At 60.6% G+C, this 20,904-nt stretch carries 20 protein-coding genes; 12 read left to right on the top strand and 8 right to left on the bottom strand.

Going from position 1 to position 20,904, the window contains the following annotated elements:
• Positions 1-21 precede the first annotated feature (21 nt).
• On the top strand, positions 22-1,398 hold the full coding sequence (locus AC0T4W_RS16640) for an L-serine ammonia-lyase (RefSeq protein WP_476320833.1): 1,377 nt from the start codon (positions 22-24) through the stop codon (positions 1,396-1,398).
• A 126-nt stretch (positions 1,399-1,524) separates the two neighbouring features.
• Complete coding sequence (gene gcvT, locus AC0T4W_RS16645) at positions 1,525-2,649, top strand: glycine cleavage system aminomethyltransferase GcvT (protein ID WP_476320835.1); 1,125 nt, start codon at positions 1,525-1,527, stop codon at positions 2,647-2,649.
• Between the two features lie 52 nt (positions 2,650-2,701).
• On the opposite strand, the gene AC0T4W_RS16650 is transcribed toward gcvT, so the two are convergent.
• Complete coding sequence (locus AC0T4W_RS16650) at positions 2,702-3,835, bottom strand: M14 family metallopeptidase (protein WP_476320837.1); 1,134 nt, start codon at positions 3,833-3,835, stop codon at positions 2,702-2,704.
• Between the two features lie 220 nt (positions 3,836-4,055).
• On the opposite strand from AC0T4W_RS16650, the gene AC0T4W_RS16655 reads away from it, so the two are divergent.
• Positions 4,056-4,613 carry a tetratricopeptide repeat protein gene (locus tag AC0T4W_RS16655; protein WP_476320839.1) on the top strand — a complete coding sequence of 186 codons (558 nt, stop codon included), beginning with the start codon at positions 4,056-4,058 and terminating at the stop codon, positions 4,611-4,613.
• 9 nt (positions 4,614-4,622) lie between these two features.
• Here the strand turns inward: AC0T4W_RS16655 and AC0T4W_RS16660 are convergent, their stop codons facing one another.
• The gene (locus tag AC0T4W_RS16660) at positions 4,623-4,907 is read right to left on the bottom strand and encodes a hypothetical protein (RefSeq protein WP_476320841.1); all 285 of its coding nucleotides are present in this window, start codon (positions 4,905-4,907) and stop codon (positions 4,623-4,625) included.
• 664 nt (positions 4,908-5,571) lie between these two features.
• On the opposite strand from AC0T4W_RS16660, the gene AC0T4W_RS16665 reads away from it, so the two are divergent.
• Positions 5,572-5,784: a hypothetical protein gene (locus AC0T4W_RS16665; RefSeq protein WP_476323732.1), complete on the top strand. Its 213-nt coding sequence runs from the start codon at positions 5,572-5,574 to the stop codon at positions 5,782-5,784.
• Positions 5,785-5,842: 58 nt separating this feature from the next.
• Here AC0T4W_RS16665 and AC0T4W_RS16670 read toward each other — a convergent pair whose 3' ends face one another.
• Complete coding sequence (locus tag AC0T4W_RS16670; protein ID WP_476320843.1) at positions 5,843-7,342, bottom strand: helicase HerA-like domain-containing protein; 1,500 nt, start codon at positions 7,340-7,342, stop codon at positions 5,843-5,845.
• Positions 7,343-7,471: 129 nt separating this feature from the next.
• Between AC0T4W_RS16670 and AC0T4W_RS16675 the strand changes: the two genes are divergently transcribed.
• Positions 7,472-9,349 carry a methyl-accepting chemotaxis protein gene (locus AC0T4W_RS16675; RefSeq protein ID WP_476320845.1) on the top strand — a complete coding sequence of 626 codons (1,878 nt, stop codon included), beginning with the start codon at positions 7,472-7,474 and terminating at the stop codon, positions 9,347-9,349.
• Between the two features lie 43 nt (positions 9,350-9,392).
• Here the strand turns inward: AC0T4W_RS16675 and AC0T4W_RS16680 are convergent, their stop codons facing one another.
• Genes AC0T4W_RS16680 through purU form a run of 3 tightly spaced genes read right to left on the bottom strand, consistent with a single transcriptional unit; the run spans position 9,393 to position 10,928 of the window.
• Positions 9,393-9,578: a hypothetical protein gene (locus AC0T4W_RS16680; protein WP_476320847.1), complete on the bottom strand. Its 186-nt coding sequence runs from the start codon at positions 9,576-9,578 to the stop codon at positions 9,393-9,395.
• 27 nt (positions 9,579-9,605) lie between these two features.
• Positions 9,606-10,031 carry a CBS domain-containing protein gene (locus tag AC0T4W_RS16685; RefSeq protein ID WP_476320849.1) on the bottom strand — a complete coding sequence of 142 codons (426 nt, stop codon included), beginning with the start codon at positions 10,029-10,031 and terminating at the stop codon, positions 9,606-9,608.
• A gap of 45 nt (positions 10,032-10,076) precedes the next feature.
• Positions 10,077-10,928 (bottom strand): formyltetrahydrofolate deformylase, encoded by an 852-nt coding sequence (gene purU, locus AC0T4W_RS16690; protein WP_476320851.1) that lies wholly within the window; start codon positions 10,926-10,928, stop codon positions 10,077-10,079.
• Between the two features lie 301 nt (positions 10,929-11,229).
• Between purU and mvaT the strand changes: the two genes are divergently transcribed.
• The gene (mvaT, locus tag AC0T4W_RS16695) at positions 11,230-11,604 is read left to right on the top strand and encodes a histone-like nucleoid-structuring protein MvaT (RefSeq protein ID WP_476320853.1); all 375 of its coding nucleotides are present in this window, start codon (positions 11,230-11,232) and stop codon (positions 11,602-11,604) included.
• A gap of 103 nt (positions 11,605-11,707) precedes the next feature.
• Here mvaT and sbcB read toward each other — a convergent pair whose 3' ends face one another.
• Positions 11,708-13,138 (bottom strand): exodeoxyribonuclease I, encoded by a 1,431-nt coding sequence (sbcB, locus tag AC0T4W_RS16700; RefSeq protein ID WP_476320855.1) that lies wholly within the window; start codon positions 13,136-13,138, stop codon positions 11,708-11,710.
• 164 nt (positions 13,139-13,302) lie between these two features.
• On the opposite strand from sbcB, the gene AC0T4W_RS16705 reads away from it, so the two are divergent.
• The 6 genes from AC0T4W_RS16705 to AC0T4W_RS16730 are packed head-to-tail and all read left to right on the top strand — an operon-like array spanning position 13,303 to position 20,294.
• Positions 13,303-14,025 carry an RDD family protein gene (locus AC0T4W_RS16705; RefSeq protein WP_476320857.1) on the top strand — a complete coding sequence of 241 codons (723 nt, stop codon included), beginning with the start codon at positions 13,303-13,305 and terminating at the stop codon, positions 14,023-14,025.
• A complete protein-coding gene (locus tag AC0T4W_RS16710; RefSeq protein ID WP_476320859.1) occupies positions 14,022-15,002 on the top strand; it encodes a stage II sporulation protein M in 981 nt (326 codons plus the stop codon). Before AC0T4W_RS16705 ends, AC0T4W_RS16710 begins: the two co-directional genes overlap by 4 nt.
• The gene (locus AC0T4W_RS16715) at positions 14,989-16,572 is read left to right on the top strand and encodes a DUF4129 domain-containing protein (protein ID WP_476320861.1); all 1,584 of its coding nucleotides are present in this window, start codon (positions 14,989-14,991) and stop codon (positions 16,570-16,572) included. The genes AC0T4W_RS16710 and AC0T4W_RS16715 overlap by 14 nt, the downstream gene beginning before the upstream one ends.
• Entirely contained in the window at positions 16,569-17,819 is a 1,251-nt protein-coding gene (locus tag AC0T4W_RS16720) for a DUF4350 domain-containing protein (protein WP_476320863.1), read from the top strand. The genes AC0T4W_RS16715 and AC0T4W_RS16720 overlap by 4 nt, the downstream gene beginning before the upstream one ends.
• Entirely contained in the window at positions 17,816-18,922 is a 1,107-nt protein-coding gene (locus AC0T4W_RS16725) for an AAA family ATPase (protein ID WP_476320865.1), read from the top strand. The genes AC0T4W_RS16720 and AC0T4W_RS16725 overlap by 4 nt, the downstream gene beginning before the upstream one ends.
• Positions 18,923-18,962: 40 nt before the next feature.
• Entirely contained in the window at positions 18,963-20,294 is a 1,332-nt protein-coding gene (locus AC0T4W_RS16730; RefSeq protein ID WP_476320867.1) for a DUF58 domain-containing protein, read from the top strand.
• A gap of 77 nt (positions 20,295-20,371) precedes the next feature.
• Here the strand turns inward: AC0T4W_RS16730 and AC0T4W_RS16735 are convergent, their stop codons facing one another.
• Positions 20,372-20,854: a glutathione peroxidase gene (locus tag AC0T4W_RS16735; RefSeq protein ID WP_476320869.1), complete on the bottom strand. Its 483-nt coding sequence runs from the start codon at positions 20,852-20,854 to the stop codon at positions 20,372-20,374.
• Between the last annotated feature and the right edge of the window lie 50 nt (positions 20,855-20,904).

A 20,904-nucleotide genomic window follows, 5' to 3' on the forward strand; every position in this document is an offset into this window, starting at 1 on the left:
TGACTCGCCCACGGAGATCACATGTCACTTAGCGTTTTTGACCTTTTCAAGATCGGCATCGGCCCGTCCAGTTCACATACGGTGGGCCCGATGCTGGCCGCCCTGCGCTTTGCCGAAGGGCTACGCCGCGATGAGCTGCTGGCCGCAACCGATGCCGTGAAAGTGGAGCTATACGGTTCCCTCGGAGCCACCGGCAAGGGCCACGGCAGCGACAAAGCCGTGCTACTCGGCCTGGAAGGCGAACAGCCGGACAGCATCGACACCACGAACGTCGACGCCCGCCTGGCGGCAATTCGTAGCAGTGGCGAGCTCAATCTGCTCGGCGAAAAGCCGATTCGTTTTGTCGAAAAGCAGCACCTGGCAATGATCCGCAAGTCACTGCCCTTTCACCCCAACGGCATGATCTTTCGCGCCTTCGACGCCGCCGGCTTGCAGATCCGCTCGCGCGAGTACTACTCGGTGGGCGGCGGTTTCGTGGTCGATGAACAGGCCGCAGGCGCAGACCGCATCGTCGAAGACAGCACCGTGCTGCAATACCCCTTTACCACCGGCAAGCAGCTGCTGGCGCATTGCGCCGAACACAAGCTGTCGATCAGCCAGGTGATGCTGGCCAACGAAACTGCCTGGCGACCTGAAGCCGAAACCCGTGCGCGCCTGCTGCATATCTGGCAGGTGATGCAGGATTGCGTCGAAGCCGGTTGCCGCAACGAGGGCATCATGCCCGGCGGGCTCAAGGTCAAACGCCGCGCCGCTGATTTACACCGCCAACTGTGCAAGCACCCGGAAGCAGGCCTGCGCGACGCCTTGAGCGTGCTCGACTGGGTCAACCTCTACGCCCTGGCGGTGAATGAGGAAAATGCCAGCGGCGGCCGCGTAGTCACTGCCCCCACCAATGGCGCGGCCGGCATAGTGCCAGCGGTGCTGCACTACTACAGCCGCTTTATTCCCAGTTCCAACGACGACGGCGTGGTGCGCTTTCTGCTCACCGCTGCCGCCATCGGCATTCTCTATAAAGAAAACGCCTCGATCTCCGGTGCCGAAGTCGGCTGCCAGGGCGAGGTCGGCGTGGCCTGCTCGATGGCCGCCGGCGCGCTGTGCGAAGTGCTTGGCGGCAGCGTCAACCAGGTGGAGAACGCCGCCGAAATTGGCATGGAACACAACCTCGGCCTGACCTGCGACCCCATCGGTGGCCTGGTGCAAGTACCCTGTATCGAACGCAACGCCATGGGCTCGGTGAAGGCGATCAACGCCGCGCGCATGGCCCTGCGCGGCGACGGCCAGCATTTCGTCTCACTGGATAAAGTAATCCGCACCATGCGCCAGACCGGTGCCGACATGAACAACAAGTACAAGGAAACCGCCCGAGGCGGCTTGGCTGTAAATATTGTCGAGTGCTAAAGCCAACAACACCCCGTAGGAGCGGGCCATGCCCGCGAAAAACGCTGAAGCAAAGCATCGCGGGCATGGCCCGCTCCTACATTAAATCTCTATCCGTCATACAGACACTTAGCTTTGGAGAACCGCATGACCACTGAAACCCTGGCGAAAACCCCGCTTCACGCCCTGCATCTCGAACTGGGCGCGCGCATGGTGCCGTTTGCCGGCTATGACATGCCGGTGCAATACCCGCTGGGTGTAATGAAGGAGCACCTGCACTGCCGCGAAGCCGCCGGCCTGTTCGACGTCTCGCATATGGGCCAGATCGTCCTGCGCGGCGCAGATGCCGCCAAGGCTCTGGAAAGCCTGGTACCGGTGGATATCATCGACCTGCCCGTGGGTATGCAGCGCTATGCCATGTTCACCGATGACCAGGGCGGCATCCTCGACGACCTGATGGTCGCCAACCTGGGTAATGACACCCTGTTTCTGGTGGTCAACGCCGCCTGCAAGGAGCAGGACCTGGCCCATCTGCAAAAGCACATCGGCAGCCAGTGCCAGATCGAAAGCCTGTTCGAAGCGCGCGCGCTGTTAGCCTTGCAAGGCCCGAAAGCCGTCGACGTACTGGCGCGCCTGGCACCAGAAGTCGCCAAAATGACCTTTATGCAATTCGCCTCGGTGCGCCTGCTCGGCGTCGACTGCTACGTCAGCCGCTCCGGCTACACCGGCGAAGACGGCTTTGAAATCTCGGTACCCGCTGAACACACCGAAACCCTGGCGCGCAGCCTGCTAGCCGAACCGGAAGTGGCCGCCATCGGCCTCGGCGCCCGCGACTCGCTGCGCCTGGAAGCCGGCCTGTGCCTGTATGGCCACGACATGAGCAGCAGCACCACGCCAATAGAAGCCAGCCTGCTGTGGGCCATGTCCAAGCCACGCCGCGCCGATGGCGCACGCGCTGGCGGCTTCCCCGGTGCAGAGCGAATCTTCGCCCAGCAACAAGCAGGTGTTGCCAGCAAGCGCGTCGGCCTGCTGCCGCAGGAACGGGTACCGGTGCGTGAAGGCGCGGAAATCGTCGATGCCGACGGCAAGGTGATCGGCACTGTATGCAGCGGCGGCTTCGGCCCTACCCTGGCCGCGCCAGTGGCCATGGGCTACGTGCAGAACAGCCATATCGCCCTGGATACCGAGGTATGGGCCATGGTGCGCGGCAAGCGCGTGGCGATGAAAGTGGCCAAAACCCCGTTTGTGCCGCAGCGTTACTACCGCGGTTAAATCCTGGCCAAACTTAGCCCGGATCACTCCGGGCTACTTGTTAACCGTTCCGCTAGTCGCGCAGCTGCCCCACCATGGCGGCCACGACGCTGAGCACATCGTTGCCCAACTGCATGGAACGCGTGCCATTCCAGCCGGTGTGCGGGTTGGGGTTGTCGTCGTGGTCCTTGAACGGCATTTCGATGGTGAAGGCCAGGCAATCGAACTCCATGCCGACTGAGTTGCAGGCCAGGCTGGTGTTGGCTTGGCCGAACTGATCAGGGGTGTAACCGAAGGTGGTCTGGAATTCGGCACCGTTATCGATCAGCAACTGCTTGAACTGGTTTTCCAGGCTTTGCAGACGCGGGCTATAGCCAGGGTTGCCTTCGCAGCCGGCAACAAACACATGGGGGATTTCCTCGTCACCGTGGATATCCAAAAACAGGTCAACGCCGGTCTGGCGCATCAGTTGCTGGGCAAAAAACACCTCAGGGCTTTGCGTCGTGCAGGCCGACTGCCAGGCGCGGTTGAGGTCGCAACCGGCGGCATTGGTGCGCAGATGGCCACGGAAAGCGCCGTCCGGGTTCATGTTCGGCACCAGATACAAATCCGCCTGCTCCAGCAAGGCATTCAGCTCGGCATCATCGCGCCGCTGCAGGCGATCGATCAGCCCCTGCATAAACCACTCGGCCATATGCTCGCCCGGGTGCTGCTGGGCGATGATCCAGATCCGCCGCTGGGCAGCCGGGTTACGGCTGACACGCAGCACCTGAATATCGCGGCCTTCAATACTTTTACCGGTAGCGAACAACTCGGCACCGGCCTGGCTCAGCGCCTGCTCGATCAGCCGTCCGTGGCGCTCGCGACTGTAGGGTTCGAAGTAAGCGAACCAGATCTGCGCGTGCTGCGGTTCGATAGCGAAACTCAGCGCGCCGTCTGCAAAGCGGCTGGGTACGCGGAACCAAGTGTGCTGATCGTAGGAGGCCACGGCGTGATAGCCGTCCCAGGCACACGGATAGGATGACTGCCCGGCATTACCCAGGCTAAAACCGTAACGCTGCCCTGGCTGCAGGTCTTCAACCTTGAAGTGAAACCACTGGAAATGCCCACTGTTGAGATCGGGCCGAATCGCCAGCTGCACCTGCTGCGGATTACTGGCGTCGATGACCTCAATATTGCCGCTGTCGAAGTTGGCGCTGATATGCATGGGAACCTCAAAGCTCGGATAACGCGAAGATGACCAAGAATCGCAGCTCTGCCGCGCGGGCGAAACGCTGCAGGCGACAAACTGATACGAATTATGCAACCTGCAGCACATGAGCGAGCCACCAGCCGCTCGCCCAATGCAACTCATCGGCGTGCCGGCAGTCTTCTGCTGACTCGCAGAACTTGACACCTTCGCGCTGCTTCATTTCAGGGAGAAACACATGGCTATTGCGGTACACATGCGTCATCTGCTGCCTGCACTGCTCTGTGCCGGATTGCTACTCGGCGGCTGCGCCAGCAAGCCTGAGGAGCAATCCACAGATCAACACGCAGGCAACCCGACTGCACAAGCGGAGCAACCAGCGCTACCAAGCGCCGCCGAAGCCAACCTGCGTAGCCAGGCCAATCGCGGCGACCTCGACAGCCAGTTCCAGCTCGGCAGCCTGCACTTCGTCGGTAAGCCGAACAAGGACCTGAAACAAGCCGAGTACTGGTGGAAGCTGGCCGCCGACAAGGGCCACGCCATGGCCGCCGTCAGCCTCGCCTACCTGTACACCGGTCGCGACAACCCGGATTTCAACAACCCGCAGCAGATGCTCAAGTACCTCAATCAATCCGCCGCAGGCGACAACTCGATGGCTCAGCACATCCTCGGCAACCTCTACCTGCGCGGCGCACAAGGCGTACCCCAGGACGTTAACCAGGCCAGACGTCTGTTCACCAGCGCCTGCCAGCAGAACTACAGCGCCAGTTGCATAGCGCTGCAGAAAATGCCCTGAAACATCGACCTAGACTTCGGTAGCCGGGGTAGCAAGTTCGCTAGCCGGCTGCTCGGGCTGTTGCGGCTCCGCCTCTTCAGCAGGCTTGCCCAACCACTCATTGGTCGACTGCTGCACCTCGTCGACCTGCTTGTTAAACTCTTTCACGGTTTCATCAACCGCTTCGCGGGCGACGTCCACCACTGCCTGTTCGGCCTTCTCAACGAGTTTTTGCGCCGACTGTTCAGCCGCCTCGCAACCGACCAGGCCAATCAGCACCAGCCCCAATACACCCATTTTCATCGACTTACGCATAACGTTCTCCATAGCAGCCGTTAGCGGCCTGATTGGCGGCCGCAGCCCAGTTGCCACTGCCTTGATTGACCAACCCGACTGATCAACCGCTGGATGACTTACTGGTGCGGGCGCAAATGTAGGGAGACACGCGGGTTTACTCAAACGCATAGAGGTTGCAAGGTGTTGCCAAGTAGTCGGGCGCAAACAGGCACTGGGCTAATAATGCCAACCACTGTGCACGCTAATTAGCAGGTCCCAGTTACTGCGCACCCGCAGCTTTCATCGCAACTAAAGGATTCAATCGCCTATTATTGATGCTCAATGCCAGACGTTTCGGTGAGCAAGGCGTGGTGTGCTTAATCGCGGGCTGGGTTCACTGCGTGATAACGGCCAGCTTGCAACTATTCCGCAGCGCTACGGTCTAGAGCCTGCCAATCAAGCAGGCTGGACATTTAACTGGGCTTCGCCATAATTGCCGGATGCTTCCATGTGAGCCCTTTAAAAAACCTGACAACAGGTTCAGGTAACCCACAATTAAAGGGCAGACTCGCGACGGCAATAGTCGTTAAAACTATTCGCGGCGTTTATAAATGCGCAGGCTAAAACTGTTTGGCCACCTTAGGTGCCAAGGCTGCATGCCTGGTATTCAGCCAAAATTCTGTTCAAGACCATGGGTAACTACGTGACGAAAGACGAACTGCGCGCCGAACTCGAGCGCCAGGCGCAGCGTTACAAGGATGTATACGGCGGGGAAGTGATTACCTACGCCGCTCAACCGGACCCCGAGCGCAAGCCGTGGCGCAAGAAGAGCAATCTTCTCGACCAAGCGTTTGAAAAAGAGTTGGTGAAAATCGAAAAAGAGCTGCAAACCAAGGCCGACGAGGCGTCAGACTGACGCCCAGTAGCCTTGATGTCAGATCACGTGGCCATCCCTGATTGAGATGACCACGGACTCAGCGCCTCTTGCCCCCCATCAGCGAACCCAATAGACCGCGCACCAGTTGCCGACCGAGCTGATTGGCTGCCTGGCGCATGGCCGTTTTCATCACCTGACTGGCCAGACCACCAAGCAGTTCGCCGGCAGCGCCAGCAATCCCACCACTGGTCTCAGCTTGCTTGCTTGCAGCGCCCGGTTTGCTTGGCTCGGCCTGCTGCGCAGCCTGCTCGGCCCGGGCTGTGAGCAATTCATAGGCCGACTCACGATCAACCGGCTTGTCGTAGCGACCACGCAACGGCGACTGCTGAATCAAGACCGCACGCTCAGCCTCGCTCAACGGCCCGATACGCGACTGCGGCGGCGCAACGGCTACGCGCTGGACCATGGCCGGCGTACCTTTGGCCTCCAGCGTGCCGACCAGGGCCTCACCAATGCCCAGCTCGGTCAACACCGTCAGCGTGTTGATAGCCGGATTGGGCCGGAAACCATCGGCGACCGCACGCAGCGACTTCTGCTCTTTGGCGGTAAAGGCACGCAGGCCGTGCTGAATGCGCAGCCCCAACTGCGCCAGTACATCGTCCGGCAAGTCACCTGGCGATTGGGTAACGAAATACACACCAACACCTTTCGAGCGGATCAGCCGCACTACTTGCTCCAGGCGCTCTTGCAAGGCCTTGGGCGTATTAGCAAACAGCAGGTGCGCTTCATCGAAGAACAGCGCTAGCAGCGGCTTATCGGCATCGCCACGTTCTGGTAACTGCTCGAACAATTCGGCCAACAGCCAGAGCAGGAAGGTTGCATAGACCTTCGGCGCCTCATGCACCAAACGGCTGGCGTCGAGCAGGTGGATGCGCCCACGACCATCGCGGTCTGGGTGCAGAATGTCTTCCAACTGCAGGGCTGGTTCGCCAAACAGCGCCTCGGCGCCCTGCTGTTCTAGCCCGGCCAGTTTGCGCAACAGCGCTTGCGATGAGGTTGAGGTAAACAGCGCGCTGTCTTCACCCAGCACCTCAGGGTGACTTTTCAGATGCGCCAACAACGCCTTAAGATCTTTCAGGTCGAGCAGCAGCAAACCTTCGCGGTCCGCCACCTTAAATGCAGCATAAAGTGCCGCCTGCTGGCTGTCGGTCAGCTCCAGCAGCGCCCCGAGCAGCAAAGGCCCCATTTCACTCAGTGTGGTGCGCAATGGGTGGCCGCTCTTGCCATGCACATCCCACAGGGTTACCGGGTAGGCCATCGGCTGGTGATTAAGCCAGGGCATGCTGGCAATGCGCTCGGCCACTTTACCTTGCGGTGCGCCGGCTGCTCCCAGGCCGCAGAGGTCACCCTTTACATCGGCGGCAAACACCGCCACGCCGGCATCACTGAAGGTTTCGATCAAGCGCTGCAGGGTCACCGTTTTGCCTGTGCCCGTCGCGCCGGCAATCAGCCCGTGACGGTTGGCGAGGCGTAACGCCTGCCCTACCGGCAGCCCCTCAAGATCGGCCCCCACAACAAACTGATCGGTTTGCGCCATCTTGTTATCTCCATGATTAAAGCTTTACTACAACTAAGCCGACATAGTCAGCATGCCGCATACCCTGCGACAGCCATTGCCTTACATCAGCCCAAGACTGATGCCAGAACTTACCGGACGCAAGAAGCCATGACCAACAACCTGAAGTTCAGCCACAAGATTCTGCTCGCTGCCTCGCTGGTGGTGATCGCCGCCTTCTCGCTGTTCACCCTGTACAACGATTACCTGCAACGCAACGCCATCCGTGATGATCTGGAAAGTTATCTTCAGGAGATGGGTAATGTCACCGCCAGCAACATTTCCAACTGGCTATCAGGGCGCATCCTGCTGGTGGAAAACGTCGCTCAATCGGTCGCTCGCGACTCATCCAGCGAAGCCCTGACCGGCCTGCTGGAGCAGAAAGTGCTGGCGTCCACATTCGCCTTTACTTATCTGGGCAGCGCCGACGGCAGCTTCACCATGCGCCCGAATGATGACATGCCGGATGGTTACGATCCGCGCCAGCGCCCCTGGTACAAGGACGCCATGGCCGCCGGCGGCAGCACCCTGACCGAACCTTATGTCGACGCTGCCACCAGCGAACTGATCATCACCATCGCCACGCCCGCCAAAGCGGCCGGGGTGGTCGGGGGTGACCTGAGCCTTAACACCCTGGTCGACATCATCAACTCGCTGGATTTTGCCGGCATGGGTTATGCCTTTCTGATCAGCGCTGACGGCAAGATCCTGGTGCACCCGGACAAATCTCTGGTGATGAAAAACCTCAGCGAGGTCTACCCGAAAAATACCCCACGGATCAGCGGCGATTTCAGTGAAGCCGAGCTTAATGGCGAGACTCGCATCCTCACTTTCGCCCCGGTCAAGGGCCTGCCCTCGGTGAACTGGCATGTAGGCCTGTCACTCGACAAGGCCAAGGCCTATTCGATGCTCAACGAGTTCCGCGCCTCGGCGATCGTCGCCACCATCATCGCGGTGGTGCTGATCATGCTGCTGTTGAGCATGCTGATCAGCGTGCTGATGCAACCGCTGAATGTCATGGGTAAAGCCATGGAGGACATCGCCCAGGGCGAAGGCGACCTGACCAAGCGCCTGACCATTGTGTCCAACGACGAGTTCGGCCGCCTGGCCAGCGCGTTTAACCAGTTCGTCGAGCGTATCCACAGCTCGATCCGTGAAGTGTCGTCAGCCACCAGCCAGGTCAATGAAGTAGCAAAACTAGTGGTCGGCGCCTCCAACTCGTCGATGATCAATTCGGACGAGCAAGCCAGCCGCACTAACAGCGTGGCCGCAGCGATCAACGAATTGGGGGCCGCCGCTCAGGAAATTGCGCGTAACGCCGCTGACGCCTCAACCCAGGCCTCCGATGCGCGCGGCCTGGCCGAGGACGGCCGCCAGGTGGTGGAAAAAACCATCGTGGCGATGAACGAGCTGTCGGCCAAGATCAGCGCCTCTTGCAGCAATATCGAAACCCTCAACAGCAAGACGGTGAACATCGGCCAAATTCTTGAGGTGATCAAGAGCATCTCCCAGCAAACCAACCTGCTCGCGCTTAACGCCGCCATCGAGGCCGCGCGCGCCGGTGAAGCAGGCCGTGGCTTTGCCGTAGTAGCCGATGAAGTACGCAACCTGGCCCACCGCACCCAGGAGTCGGCGCAAGAGATCGAGAAAATGATCGAGGAGCTGCAAGTCGGCTCGCGCGAATCGGTCACCACCATGACCGAAAGCCAACGCTACAGCGAAGAAAGCGTGGTGATTGCCAACCAGGCTGGCGAGCGCTTGGGGAGCGTAACCGAGCGCATCGGCGAGATTGACGGCATGAACCAGTCGGTGGCCACCGCCACCGAGGAGCAGACCTCGGTGATTGAATCACTCAACGTCGACATCACCGAAATCAACACCCTTAACCAGGAAGGCGTGGAAAACCTCAACGCCACCCTGCGCGCCTGCGGTGATCTGGAGCAACAGGCCAGTCGACTCAAGCAGCTGGTCGATAGCTTCCGCATTTAACTCACGCAGCAAAAAAACGGGGCGCTCAGTGAGCGCCCCGTTTTTATTTCTGCTTGTCGTTGCTCGTTGGCAACTGTTCGTCTTGCTGCAATTGCCGCCACAGCTCGGCGGCATCGGCAAACTCGGTACCGTCCTCGGGGGTCAGCGCCTGCGGGTCATAGCGCTGGGTACAGCCTTCCCCGAGCACAGGTGGGGCGCAGGATGTGCCACGCGCGAGCGGGTCCGTCATAAAACCTCCAGTGCACGCTGCCTGTCTTCAATTAAGCACCACATGACCTTCGTCATGCTGGGCGAACTCCTTGACCGCACGCAGCACATCGCTGCGGCTGACCTGCCCGATCAGGCGCCCCTCTTCGACCACCGGCAAACGCCGACGCCGGCCACGCAAAAAACGCTCGGAAATTTCGATGATATCCGCCTCAGGCGAAATCACTTCCACCTCGGTGGTCATGTAAGAGCTGACATCGCCACCCGCCGACTCGTAATAAGCCCCGGAAAGAATGCCGCGCAAACAATCACCCTCTGACAGCAAACCCACCAGGTGACCTTGCCCATCGACCACCGGCGCACCGGAAATACGGTGCTCAAGCAAACGATTGATGGCGGTGAACAGGTTCATTTCAGGGCGGAAAGTCACCAGATTGCGGGTCATGTAATCACGTACTTTGATTGACTTGAGCATCAGTAAATCCCTCTGTCAGCACTGAACCAAACTGCCCGATGCACTTCAGTCGAACACTACCGTCTTGTTATCGTGCACCAGCACCCGGTCCTCTAAGTGATAGCGTAGACCACGCGACAGCACCATCTTTTCTACATCCTTACCCAGGCGCACCATCTCTTCGATGCTGTCGCGATGGCTGACGCGTACCACGTCCTGCTCAATGATCGGCCCGGCATCCAGCTCTTCGGTGACATAGTGCGAGGTCGCGCCAATCAGCTTGACCCCACGCAGCGACGCCTGATGATACGGCTTGGCGCCGACAAACGACGGCAGAAAGCTGTGATGGATATTGATCACCCGCTGGGAAAACTCGGCACACAGTTGTGCGGGAAGAATCTGCATATAGCGGGCCAGGACGATAACGTCGGCCTGATGTGCCTTGACCAGGCGTTCCACCTCATCGAAGGCCGCCTGCTTGTTCTGGGCATCAACCGGCACATGGAAGTACGGAATGGCATGCCACTCAACCATGCTGCGCAGGTCGTCATGGTTGGAAATCACGCAGGGGATTTCACAATCCAACTCGTCGCTGTGCCAGCGGTGCAGCAAATCGGCCAGACAGTGTGACTCGCGGCTGGCCATCAGCACCACGCGCTTTTTCTGTGCAGAATCGGTCACCCGCCACTCCATGGAGAACTCACGGGCAATCGGTGCAAACGCCTGGCGGAAACCCTCCAGATCAAAAGGCAGCGAATCCGCGCGAATCTCGTGGCGCATAAAGAACCAACCACTCTGGTTATCCGAGTGATGACTCGCTTCAGTAATCCAACCGTTATAGGTGGCCAAAAAGTTACTGACCTTGGCCACGATCCCGACCCGGTCCGGACAGGCGATGACCAATCGAAAAGTACGCATCAACGGCTCCAGCGCTCAGATAAAGTCGGCCATTCTAGTCACAGCCAGGGAAAACTGCAGTACTCAAACAACCCAGCCAACACCGCAGTGGCGCAAGCTCGAAGAGTTGCAGCAGCGTCCATGGAGCAAACACCACCGTAATAACGGGTGAATAACTGGGCGCACGCAACAGATAGCGTCCTCGATAAGTTATTTAACAATACAATTCAGAAAAAATACCAACAAAGCGGTTTACTTGTGAAAAGTGCCTGACTACTATTGCTGTCACTTAATCGTCAATCCCGAATACAGGTACCTCAATATGTCGTTGATCAACGAATACCGCGCCACCGAAGAAGCCATCAAAGAGCTGCAAGATCGCCTGAAGAATCTGTCGCAAGACGACAAGCTGAAAAAAGAACTGGAATTCGAAGGCAAACTTCGCGCACTGATGGGTGAATACCAGAAGTCGCTGCGCGACATTATTGCCATGCTCGACCCAACCGCCAAAAGCAGCAAAGCCACTTCCGCCAGCAAAACCACTGGTACCAAGCGCGCACGCAAAGTTAAGCAGTACAAAAACCCGCACACCGGTGAAGTTATCGAAACCAAAGGCGGCAACCACAAGACTCTGAAAGAGTGGAAAGCCAAGTGGAACGGCGATGTCGTTGAAGGCTGGGCAACCCTGCTGGGTTAAGCCTGCCGCGTAAGCACCACACGCTTTAAGCAAAAACGCCAGCACTGCTGGCGTTTTTTATGGGTGCTGTTTCAGGAGTGCAACCAGCATTTACCCCCACCGGTTACAGGGCATAACGCTGGCGTAACTGCTCGGCATAATCACGCCACTCCAGCAACATAGCTTGCTGCGACGCACCACTATCTGGAAGTACTGCGGCAAGTGCCTGACTGAACTGCTCGAGCGTATTCGGCGCACCATACTCGGGCTGGCTCAAACGCTGCTGGCAAAATGCCCACCAACGTTGTTGCTCTTCAGCACTCAGGGTCGAGGCAAAGTTGCGCGCCCGGTAACGAAACAACAGCTCCGGTAAACGCCCATCATCAAATGGCCAAACAGCGTCGGCCAAACGCTGCGGCTCGGCACGCCGCACCTGTTCGCAAAGTCGGCGATCACGATCACCAATAAAGCCATCGTATAGCTGCTGCTCAGGGTCTTGATTGGCGGCGAACTGCTCCTCGGCATACACCTGGGCAAGTTTGCTCTGCCACAGCCCAGGATTACTGCGCAATTGTTCGGCCTGTGCCTGATAAGCCGGCACATCGAGTTGCAGGCGCTGAATATCTTCCGCGCGCAATACATTCATCGGCGCAACAACCGGGCAACGGTTGATATGCAGCAATTTCAGCGGTACAGGCAACTCACCCTCAGCTAATTGATCGCGGCGGGTGTAGAGGCGCGTGCGCAATGTCTCGGCGGACTCATTAAGCAGCGGTGATATATCGGCCTGCAGATCACAAACGATCAGTGCATTGCGGTTACGCGGGTGCCAAGCCAGCGGCAACACAACTGCCAGGTAATGCCGCGCCCCGGCATAGCGACCGGAGATATGCACCAGGGGTTGCAGCAGTTTTATCTGATCCTGCACGCGCTGTTTACTGCGCAGCTGATACAAATAGTCATAGAGTTTGCGCTGCTTGCTGCGCAGCACGCGCGCCAGGGCGATGGTAGCGCGCACATCGGACAGTGCATCGTGGGCCTGGCCGTGCTCGATGTCATTGGCAGCCGTCAGCCGCTCCAGCTTGAGCGTCGCCCGCCCTTCCTCTTCCGGCCAGACGATGCCTTCCGGGCGCAACGCGTAGGCCGTACGCACCAGGTCGATTAGGTCCCAGCGACTATTACCGCCCTGCCACTCACGGGCGTAGGGGTCATAGAAATTGCGGTACAGGCTGTAGCGCGTCACTTCATCATCGAAGCGCAAGCTGTTGTAGCCCACCCCGCAGGTGCCGGGCAGCGACAGCTCGGCATGCACACGGCTCATAAACTCGGCTTCATCCAGGCCATGTTGTGCCAGCGTGCTTGGGGTAATCCCGGTCACCAGGCAGGCCGCCGGGTGCGGCAGAATATCGTCGCTGGGCTGGCAGTAAATATTCAGCGGCTCAGCAATTTCATTGAGGTCTTCATCGGTGCGAATTCCCGCGACTTGCAGCGGGCGGTCGCGCCGTGGGTCAATACCGGTGGTTTCGTAGTCGTACCAAAAAAGGCTGGAAGTCACTGTTATGTCCTGATGCTGAGGCGCTGGCAGTCTAGCATCGCCTGCATGGCCATCGCGGCCAAAGAGCCGCGCCATACCGCTACTAAACCGCAGATTGCATGCAGACAGGTTGCTTAGCCCGCAGCGGCTGGCTAGCATCGGGCTTTCCTTGACGCAGTCTGCCGATGTCGCCCACGCCAAACCCTGCTTCAGTCGCCGCTCGCCCGCTGCTGGATACCCGCTATAAGGTGGAAACACCGGAAGGCATCGATCTAATCCTGCGCCCGGCGGGGGTAGTGCCGCGCGCGCTGGCCTTCAGCATTGACCTGCTGATTCGCGGCGCGCTGCTCGGTGCATTGTTTGCCGTGCTGGCCTTGCTCGGGCAGTTCGGTATGGGCCTGGGCACCATCCTGCTGTTTCTCGTGACCTGGTGGTACATGGTGCTGTTTGAAGTGCTCAACCAGGGCCGCTCACCGGGCAAGCAGATGATGGGCCTGCGGGTGATTCATGACGACGGCACGCCGATTGGCTGGGCCGCCTCGCTCACGCGCAACCTGCTGCGTTTCGTCGACATTCTGCCCTTTGGCTACACCCTGGGTATTCTCAGCTGCCTGAATCACCCGGCGTTCAAGCGCCTGGGCGATATCGCCGCCGGCACCCTGGTGGTGTATCGCGATAACGCCCCTACAGCCCCCGAACTACCACAAGCTGAAGCCTTGCGCGCGCCGTTCAGCATGGACCTGAATGAGCAGCGCGCCCTGCTCAGTTTTGCCGAACGCGCGCAGAGCCTATCCAGCGCACGGCGTCAGGAGCTGGCGAGCATTCTTGCCGAACCCTTGCAGGTGCCGCCCGAACAGGCCGAGCAGCAGATTCACGGCATTGCCCGTGGCTTGTTGGGGCCGACATGAAACAGAGCCTGTTTGAAAGCCAGCACCAACCCGACTGGCAAGCCTTCAACACGCAGCTCGAAGCCCTTGAGCGTGGCAAGGCCGACAGCCAGCAGTGCAAAGCCTTTGCCGCCGACTACCGCAGCCTGTGCCAGCACCTGGCCCTGGCGCAGAGCCGTGGCTACAGCAGCCACCTGATCGAACAGTTGCAACTGCTGGCGATGCGCGGCCATCAGCAGTTCTATCGGCACCGCAGCCCGCTGGGCGGCCAGTTGCTCGGTTTTATCCTGGCGGGTTTTCCGCGCCTGGTCCGCGCCGAATGGCGTTTTGTCGCCGCCGCCAGCCTGCTGTTTTTCGGCAGCCTGCTGCTGATGGGCACACTGGTGTATCACTTCCCCGATCTGGTCTACGGGGTAATGGCCCCCGACCAAGTCGCCGATATGGAGAAGATGTACGACCCCGACGCCAGGCGCATCGGCCGTTTCAGCGAACGTGACTCCGGCGATGACTGGATGATGTTCGGCTACTACATCATGAACAACATCGGTATCGCCTTTCAGACCTTTGCCAGTGGCCTGCTGTTTGGCCTGGGTAGCCTGTTCTTCCTGCTGTTCAACGGTTTGATGATCGGCGCAGTGGCCGGCCACCTGACGCAGATTGGTTATGGCGAAACCTTCTGGTCGTTCGTCGTCGGCCACGGTTCTTTCGAGCTGACGGCGATTGCCCTGGCCGGTGCCGCCGGCCTGAAACTCGGCTGGGCGCTGCTGTTGCCCGGCCGCCTACCGCGCGGTGAAGCCTTGCGGGTAGCTGCCGGCGTTAGCGTAAGGCTGATCGGCGGGGTCATTGTGTTTCTGCTGCTGGCGGCCTTTATCGAGGCCTACTGGTCATCCATGGACCTGGCCAGTCCCGCGATCAAATACGCAGTCGGCGCCGCACTCTGGCTGTTAGTGCTGAGCTACCTGCTGCTGGCTGGCCGAGGTGTGCATGCGCCTGACTGATGCCAGCGTCGCCATTCGCCCACGCAGCGCCTGGGAAGCCGTCGACCTCGGCGTGTTATTGGCCAAGCAGCACGCCGGCCTGCTGATGGCCAGCTGGGCGCTGGTGACCGTGCCGATCTTCGCGCTGCTGTGCATACTGCTGTGGGATTACCCAAGCATCGCCGTGCTGATTTTCTGGTGGCTGAAACCGGCTTACGAACGCCTGCCGCTGTATATCCTTTCGCACGCGCTGTTCGGCGCCACGCCGAGCCTTAAACAAGCGCTAAAAGCCCTGCCCGGCCTGCTCAAACCGCAACTGCTGGCCAGCCTGACCTGGCGCCGGCTAAGCCCCACGCGCAGCTTCGACCTGCCCGTGATGCAGCTCGAAGGCCTGTCCGGCAAGGCCCGCAGCCAGCGCCTGATCGTCCTCGGCCAGCGCGATGCAGGCGGTGCCAGTTGGCTGACCATCGTCGGCGTACACCTGGAAATGGCGCTGTGGTTCGGCATCATCAGCTTCGTCTACATGCTGTTGCCGGCGCAGATGGAGCTGGACTGGACCTGGGACAGCCTGATCAATGCCGCCTCAGGCGAGTGGCTATGGCTGGAGCACCTGTCCAACCTGATCTATGTGCTGCTGCTGATTCTCTGGGAGCCAATCTATGTGGCCTGCGGCTTCACCCTCTACCTAAACCGCCGCACCGCCCTGGAAGCCTGGGACATCGAACTGGTGTTCCGCCGTTTACGCCAACGCCTGACCGGCGTGGCCTATGCCCTACTGCTGGGCTGCGGCTTGCTGTTAATGCAGGTGCCAAACAGCGCCATGGCCGCCGATACCGCAACCGCCAGCAGCTGCCCGTTGCCGATTGAAGACCCCTTGGGGCCAGAGGCCGACCGCCTGCTCAAACAACCGCTGACCAGCGCGCAGGCCCAGCAAAGCATCAGCCAACTGCTCGACCTGCCGCCCTTCGAACACCGCGAAACCGTTACCCGCTGGCGCATAGGCGAAAAACCCAAGGAGCCGAGCGAAGAAGACGCCAAGTCCCTGATCGAGCTGCTAGAGAAGTTCTTCAAACTCACTGAGTTCTGGAAAAGCATCGATGCAGTGGCACTGTTTTTCGAGGTACTGCTATGGGCTGTGCTGTTCAGCCTGATCGCCTGGCTGCTGTGGCGTTACCGCGATTGGCTGAGCACCTTTGCCGGGCGCCTACGCTTGCCACAAGCGCGTACCTACCAAGCGCCAGAACAGCTATTCGGCCTGGAAGTGGCGCCGCAAAGCCTGCCAGCCGATATTCCCGGCGAAGTTGAACGACTCTGGGATGAACAGCCGCGCGCAGCCCTCGGCCTGCTCTACCGCGCCCTGCTCAGCCGTATGCTGCATGAACAGCGCCTGGCGCTGAAAAGCTCACACACCGAAGCCGAAGTGCTGCAACGGGTACAGGCGCTTCAGCAACAGGACCTCAGCCACTTCAGCCAGGCCCTGACCCTCCACTGGCAGAACCTCGCCTACGGCCATCGTCTGCCGCCTGCTGCGCTTAAGCAAAGCCTGTGTACGGCCTGGCGGCGCTTGTTCGAACAAGGGGCGCAGGCATGAACCGGCGCATCCAGTTTTTCCTCGGCGCGGGCCTGCTGCTGTTGCTCGGCCTGCTAGGCATCTACCTGCTGGGCAAACTCACGCCCTACCAGGAAACCCTCGAACACGGCCCCGATCCCGAAGCGCGGGCCAACCCTTACCTCGCCGCTGAACACTTCCTGCGCAAGCAAGGCCTGCAGGTGCAGCGCGCCGATGGTCTGGAAGTCATGAAAGACCTGCCAAGCGTCGGGCAAACCCTGCTGCTGCTCGGTGATCGCAACCGCATGACACCCAAACAGGCCGAACGCCTGCTGGCCTGGACCGCCAAGGGCGGCCACCTGCTGTTTGTCGCAGAGCGGCTGTGGGATGAAGATGAAGGCAAAAGCGGCGACCTGCTGCTCGACAGCTTGGGCATCCAGCAATACGAAAGTGAAGAACTCGACGAAGACGCCAGCGAAGCAGCGGATGAAGAGGCCGCAGCAGAGGACGAACCCAACGCCGAGCCATCAGCCGAGCCCGTACCAGAAGAAGCCCCGGCAGCTGAAGATGAAGGCAACGCCTACCCGGAACTGACCCAGTTGTACCTGGAAAACGAAGAGGCGCCGGCCTACTTCAACTTCGATACCGACTTCCACCTCTACGATGCCGAGGACCGCGCCCACGCCTGGGCCAACAGCGATGCCGCCACCCACTTGCTGCAGCTCTACCATGGCGATGGTTTGATCAGCGTGGTCAGCGACAGCTGGATCTGGCAGAACCACAGCATCAACGAGTACGACAACGCCTGGCTGCTCTGGTACATGACCCAGGACAGCCAGGTCACCCTACTCTACCGCGCCGACCGCGATGACCTGTTCAGCCTGCTGCTGGAACACTTCCCGCAAGCGCTGGTCGCCCTGGCGCTGCTGCTGGCATTCGGCTTGTGGCATTTGGGCATGCGCCAGGGGCCGCTGCTGTTGCCCGCCAGCCGCAATCGCCGCCAGTTGCAGGAACATCTGCGTGGCAGCGCTGATTTCCTCCTGCGCCACAACGGCCAGCACACCCTGCTACAAGGCTTGCAGCAGGACATACAGCGCCGCGCCCGCCATCGTCACCCCGGTTTCGAACGCCTCGCGGTGGCCGAGCAGTGGCAGGTGCTTAGCCGCCTGACCCGCCAACCCTCCAGCGTTATCAGCCAAGCCATGCGGCCGTTGCCCAAGCAGCGACTGGCCGCCGCCGACTTCACCCGCCAGGTCGCCAACCTGCAAACCCTCAGGAATGCCCTATGACGAGCGAACACACCCCCGAACAGCCGGAAAGCGAAGTTGAACCCGCTGCCGTAACCCCTGAGCCCGTCACCGAGACGCCGGTTGCAGCTGGCGCTGCGGCACCAGCGCCAGCGGCCCCGGCAGCCGCTGCGGCCAATCCGAATGCCCAGCGCCAGCGCGCCAGTCAGTTGGCTCAGGCGCTACGCACTGAGCTGCAGAAAGCCCTGATCGGCCAGACGGCGGTGATTGATGACGTGCTCAGCGCCTTGATCGCCGGCGGCCATGTCCTGGTCGAAGGCGTACCCGGCTTAGGCAAGACCCTGCTGGTGCGTGCCCTGGCGCGCTGCTTTGGCGGTGAGTTCTCACGCATCCAGTTCACCCCGGACCTGATGCCCAGCGACGTCACCGGCCACGCCGTGTACGACCTACAGAGTGAGCAGTTCAAACTGCGCAAGGGCCCAGTGTTTACCAACCTGCTGCTGGCGGACGAAATCAACCGCGCTCCGGCCAAAACCCAGGCGGCGCTGCTGGAAGTGATGCAGGAACGCCAAGTCACCCTGGAAGGCCGTGCCCTGAACGTACCGCTGCCGTTTATGGTGCTGGCCACGCAGAACCCGATCGAGCAGGAAGGCACCTACCCGCTGCCGGAGGCCGAACTTGACCGCTTTATGCTCAAGCTGCGCATGGACTACCCCGAGCAGAGCGAAGAGCTGAACATGGTTCGCCAGGTGGCGCGCTCAAGCAAAGCCGACATGCTTGAAGTCACCCCACTGCGTACCCTGCTGCAAGCCCGCGATGTACTGGCGCTGCAGAAGATCGCCAGCGATCTGCCAATCGATGAGCAGGTACTCGACTACGCCGTGCGCATTGCCCGCGCCACCCGTACCTGGCCGGGCCTGGCCATCGGCGCCGGGCCGCGCGCCTCGATTGCCCTGGTGCGTTGCGGCCGGGCCCGCGCCCTGCTGCGCGGTGGTGATTTCGTGCTGCCGGATGACATCAAGGGTTGCGCCCTGGCCGTACTGCGCCACCGCGTACGCCTGTCACCAGAGCTGGATATCGAAGGGCTGTCGGTGGATCAGGTGCTGCAACAACTGCTCGACCAGGTTCCGGCACCGCGCCTATGACCCCCGCATTGAAAAAGCACGTATTGCAAGGCGCAACGGCATGAAACCCTCACGCGCGCTGCTGGCGCTGCTCGCAGGTTTGTTCGTCCTCGGCATTGCGCTGGGTATCTGCAGTGCTCTGGCCATAGCCGTGCCGCGCAGCTTCACGCCGATTTACTGGGGCCTGCTGTTAGTACTGCTCGGTTTGGCCCTGATCGACGCCCTGCTGCTGCGCCAGGTGCCGTCGCCGCGCATCGAACGCCAGTTGCCCGGCAACCTGCCGCTGGGGCGCTGGAGCGACGTGCGGCTGAACCTGCACCACGGTTACAACCGTGCGCTGCAGGTGGAAGTGTTCGACCATCTGCCCGGCGATATGGCCTTCGAGCACCTGCCGCTCAAGGTTGATCTACACCCCGGTGAGCAAACTCAGGTCAGTTACCGCGTGCGGCCTTTACTGCGCGGGCACTTCCACTTCCCCCAGTGCGAAGTCAGCCTGCCCAGCCCCATGGGCCTATGGCGCGCTCGGCGGTATCTACCAGTGGCCGGTGAAACCCGCGTCTACCCGGACTTTGCCCGCCTGTACGGCGCGCAACTGATGGCGGTGGATGATTGGCTCAGCCAGCTTGGCGTGCGCCAGCAACAGCGTCGCGGCCTGGGTCAGGAATTCCACCAGCTACGCGAATTCCGCGACGGCGACACCCTGCGGCAGATCGACTGGAAGGCCACCGCGCGCAAACGCACACCGATTGCCCGCGAGTACCAGGACGAGCGCGACCAGCAGATCGTCTTCCTCCTCGACTGCGGCCGGCGCATGCGCAGCCAGGATGGCGAGCTGTCGCACTTCGACCACGCCCTCAACGCCTGCCTGCTGCTCAGCTATGTAGCACTGCGCCAGGGCGATGCAGTGGGCCTGTCGACCTTCGCCGGCGAACAGAACCGCTTCCTCGCCCCGGTCAAAGGCCAGGCGCAGCTGAATGTGCTGCTTAATGCCCTGTACGACCTGCGCAGCACCCAGCAGCCCGCAGACTTCACCGCCGCCGTGGAAAACCTGCTCAGCCGTCAGCGCCGCCGCGCCCTGGTGGTGCTGGTAACCAACCTGCGTGATGAAGATGATCAAGCGCTACTCGGCGCAGTCAAACGCCTGAGCCGTCAGCACCGCGTGCTGGTCGCCAGCCTGCGCGAAGAAGTGCTGGACACCCTGCGCCACACCCCGGTGCAGGACCTCTCCAGCGCCCTGGATTACTGCGGCACCCTGGATTACCTGAATGCCCGAGCCGGCCTGCACGAACACCTGATTGCCAATAAAGTGCCGGTATTGGATGCGCGCCCTAGCGAGCTAGGGCCGCAGTTGGTGAGCAGTTATCTGGCCTGGAAAAAAGCCGGCGTACTGTAAGAACCGACCGCGATGCCGAAATCCAGCAGCCTCCCAAGCTGCGGGCGGCTTAGTCCGCAGCCATGGCGCAAATGGCTTTAGCCCAGGGCCTTTTCGATAGCTTGAATGATGCTCGGATCATCTGGTGCAGTGCGTGGGGAGAAGCGCGCCAGCACGCGACCGTCGTGTCCGACCAGGAATTTTTCGAAGTTCCAAGTGATGTCACCTGGGAACTCGGCACCTTCACCCGCCAGCAGACGGTACAGCGGATGGCGATCCGGCCCATTCACCTCAAGCTTGCTACCCAACGGGAAGGTCACACCGTAGTTGAGGCTGCAAAACTCGCGAATCGCTTCCTCACTATCAGGCTCCTGCTCGGCAAACTGGTTGCATGGCAGGCCCAGCACGCTGAAACCCAGGTGCTTGTACTGCTGATAAAGCTTTTCCAGGCCGGCGTATTGCGGCGTCAGGCCGCACTTGGAGGCCACATTGACCACCAACACCACCTGCCCCTTGAAGGGTGCCAGCGGCAGCGCTTGGCCATCCAATGCACGCAGGTTGAGGTCGTGAAAGGCACTCATGGTTAACTCCTTGAGAACACACAGGTTGCGCGTAGCGGACAAAAAATGGC

Source organism: Pseudomonas sp. C7.1 (assembly GCF_056312395.1).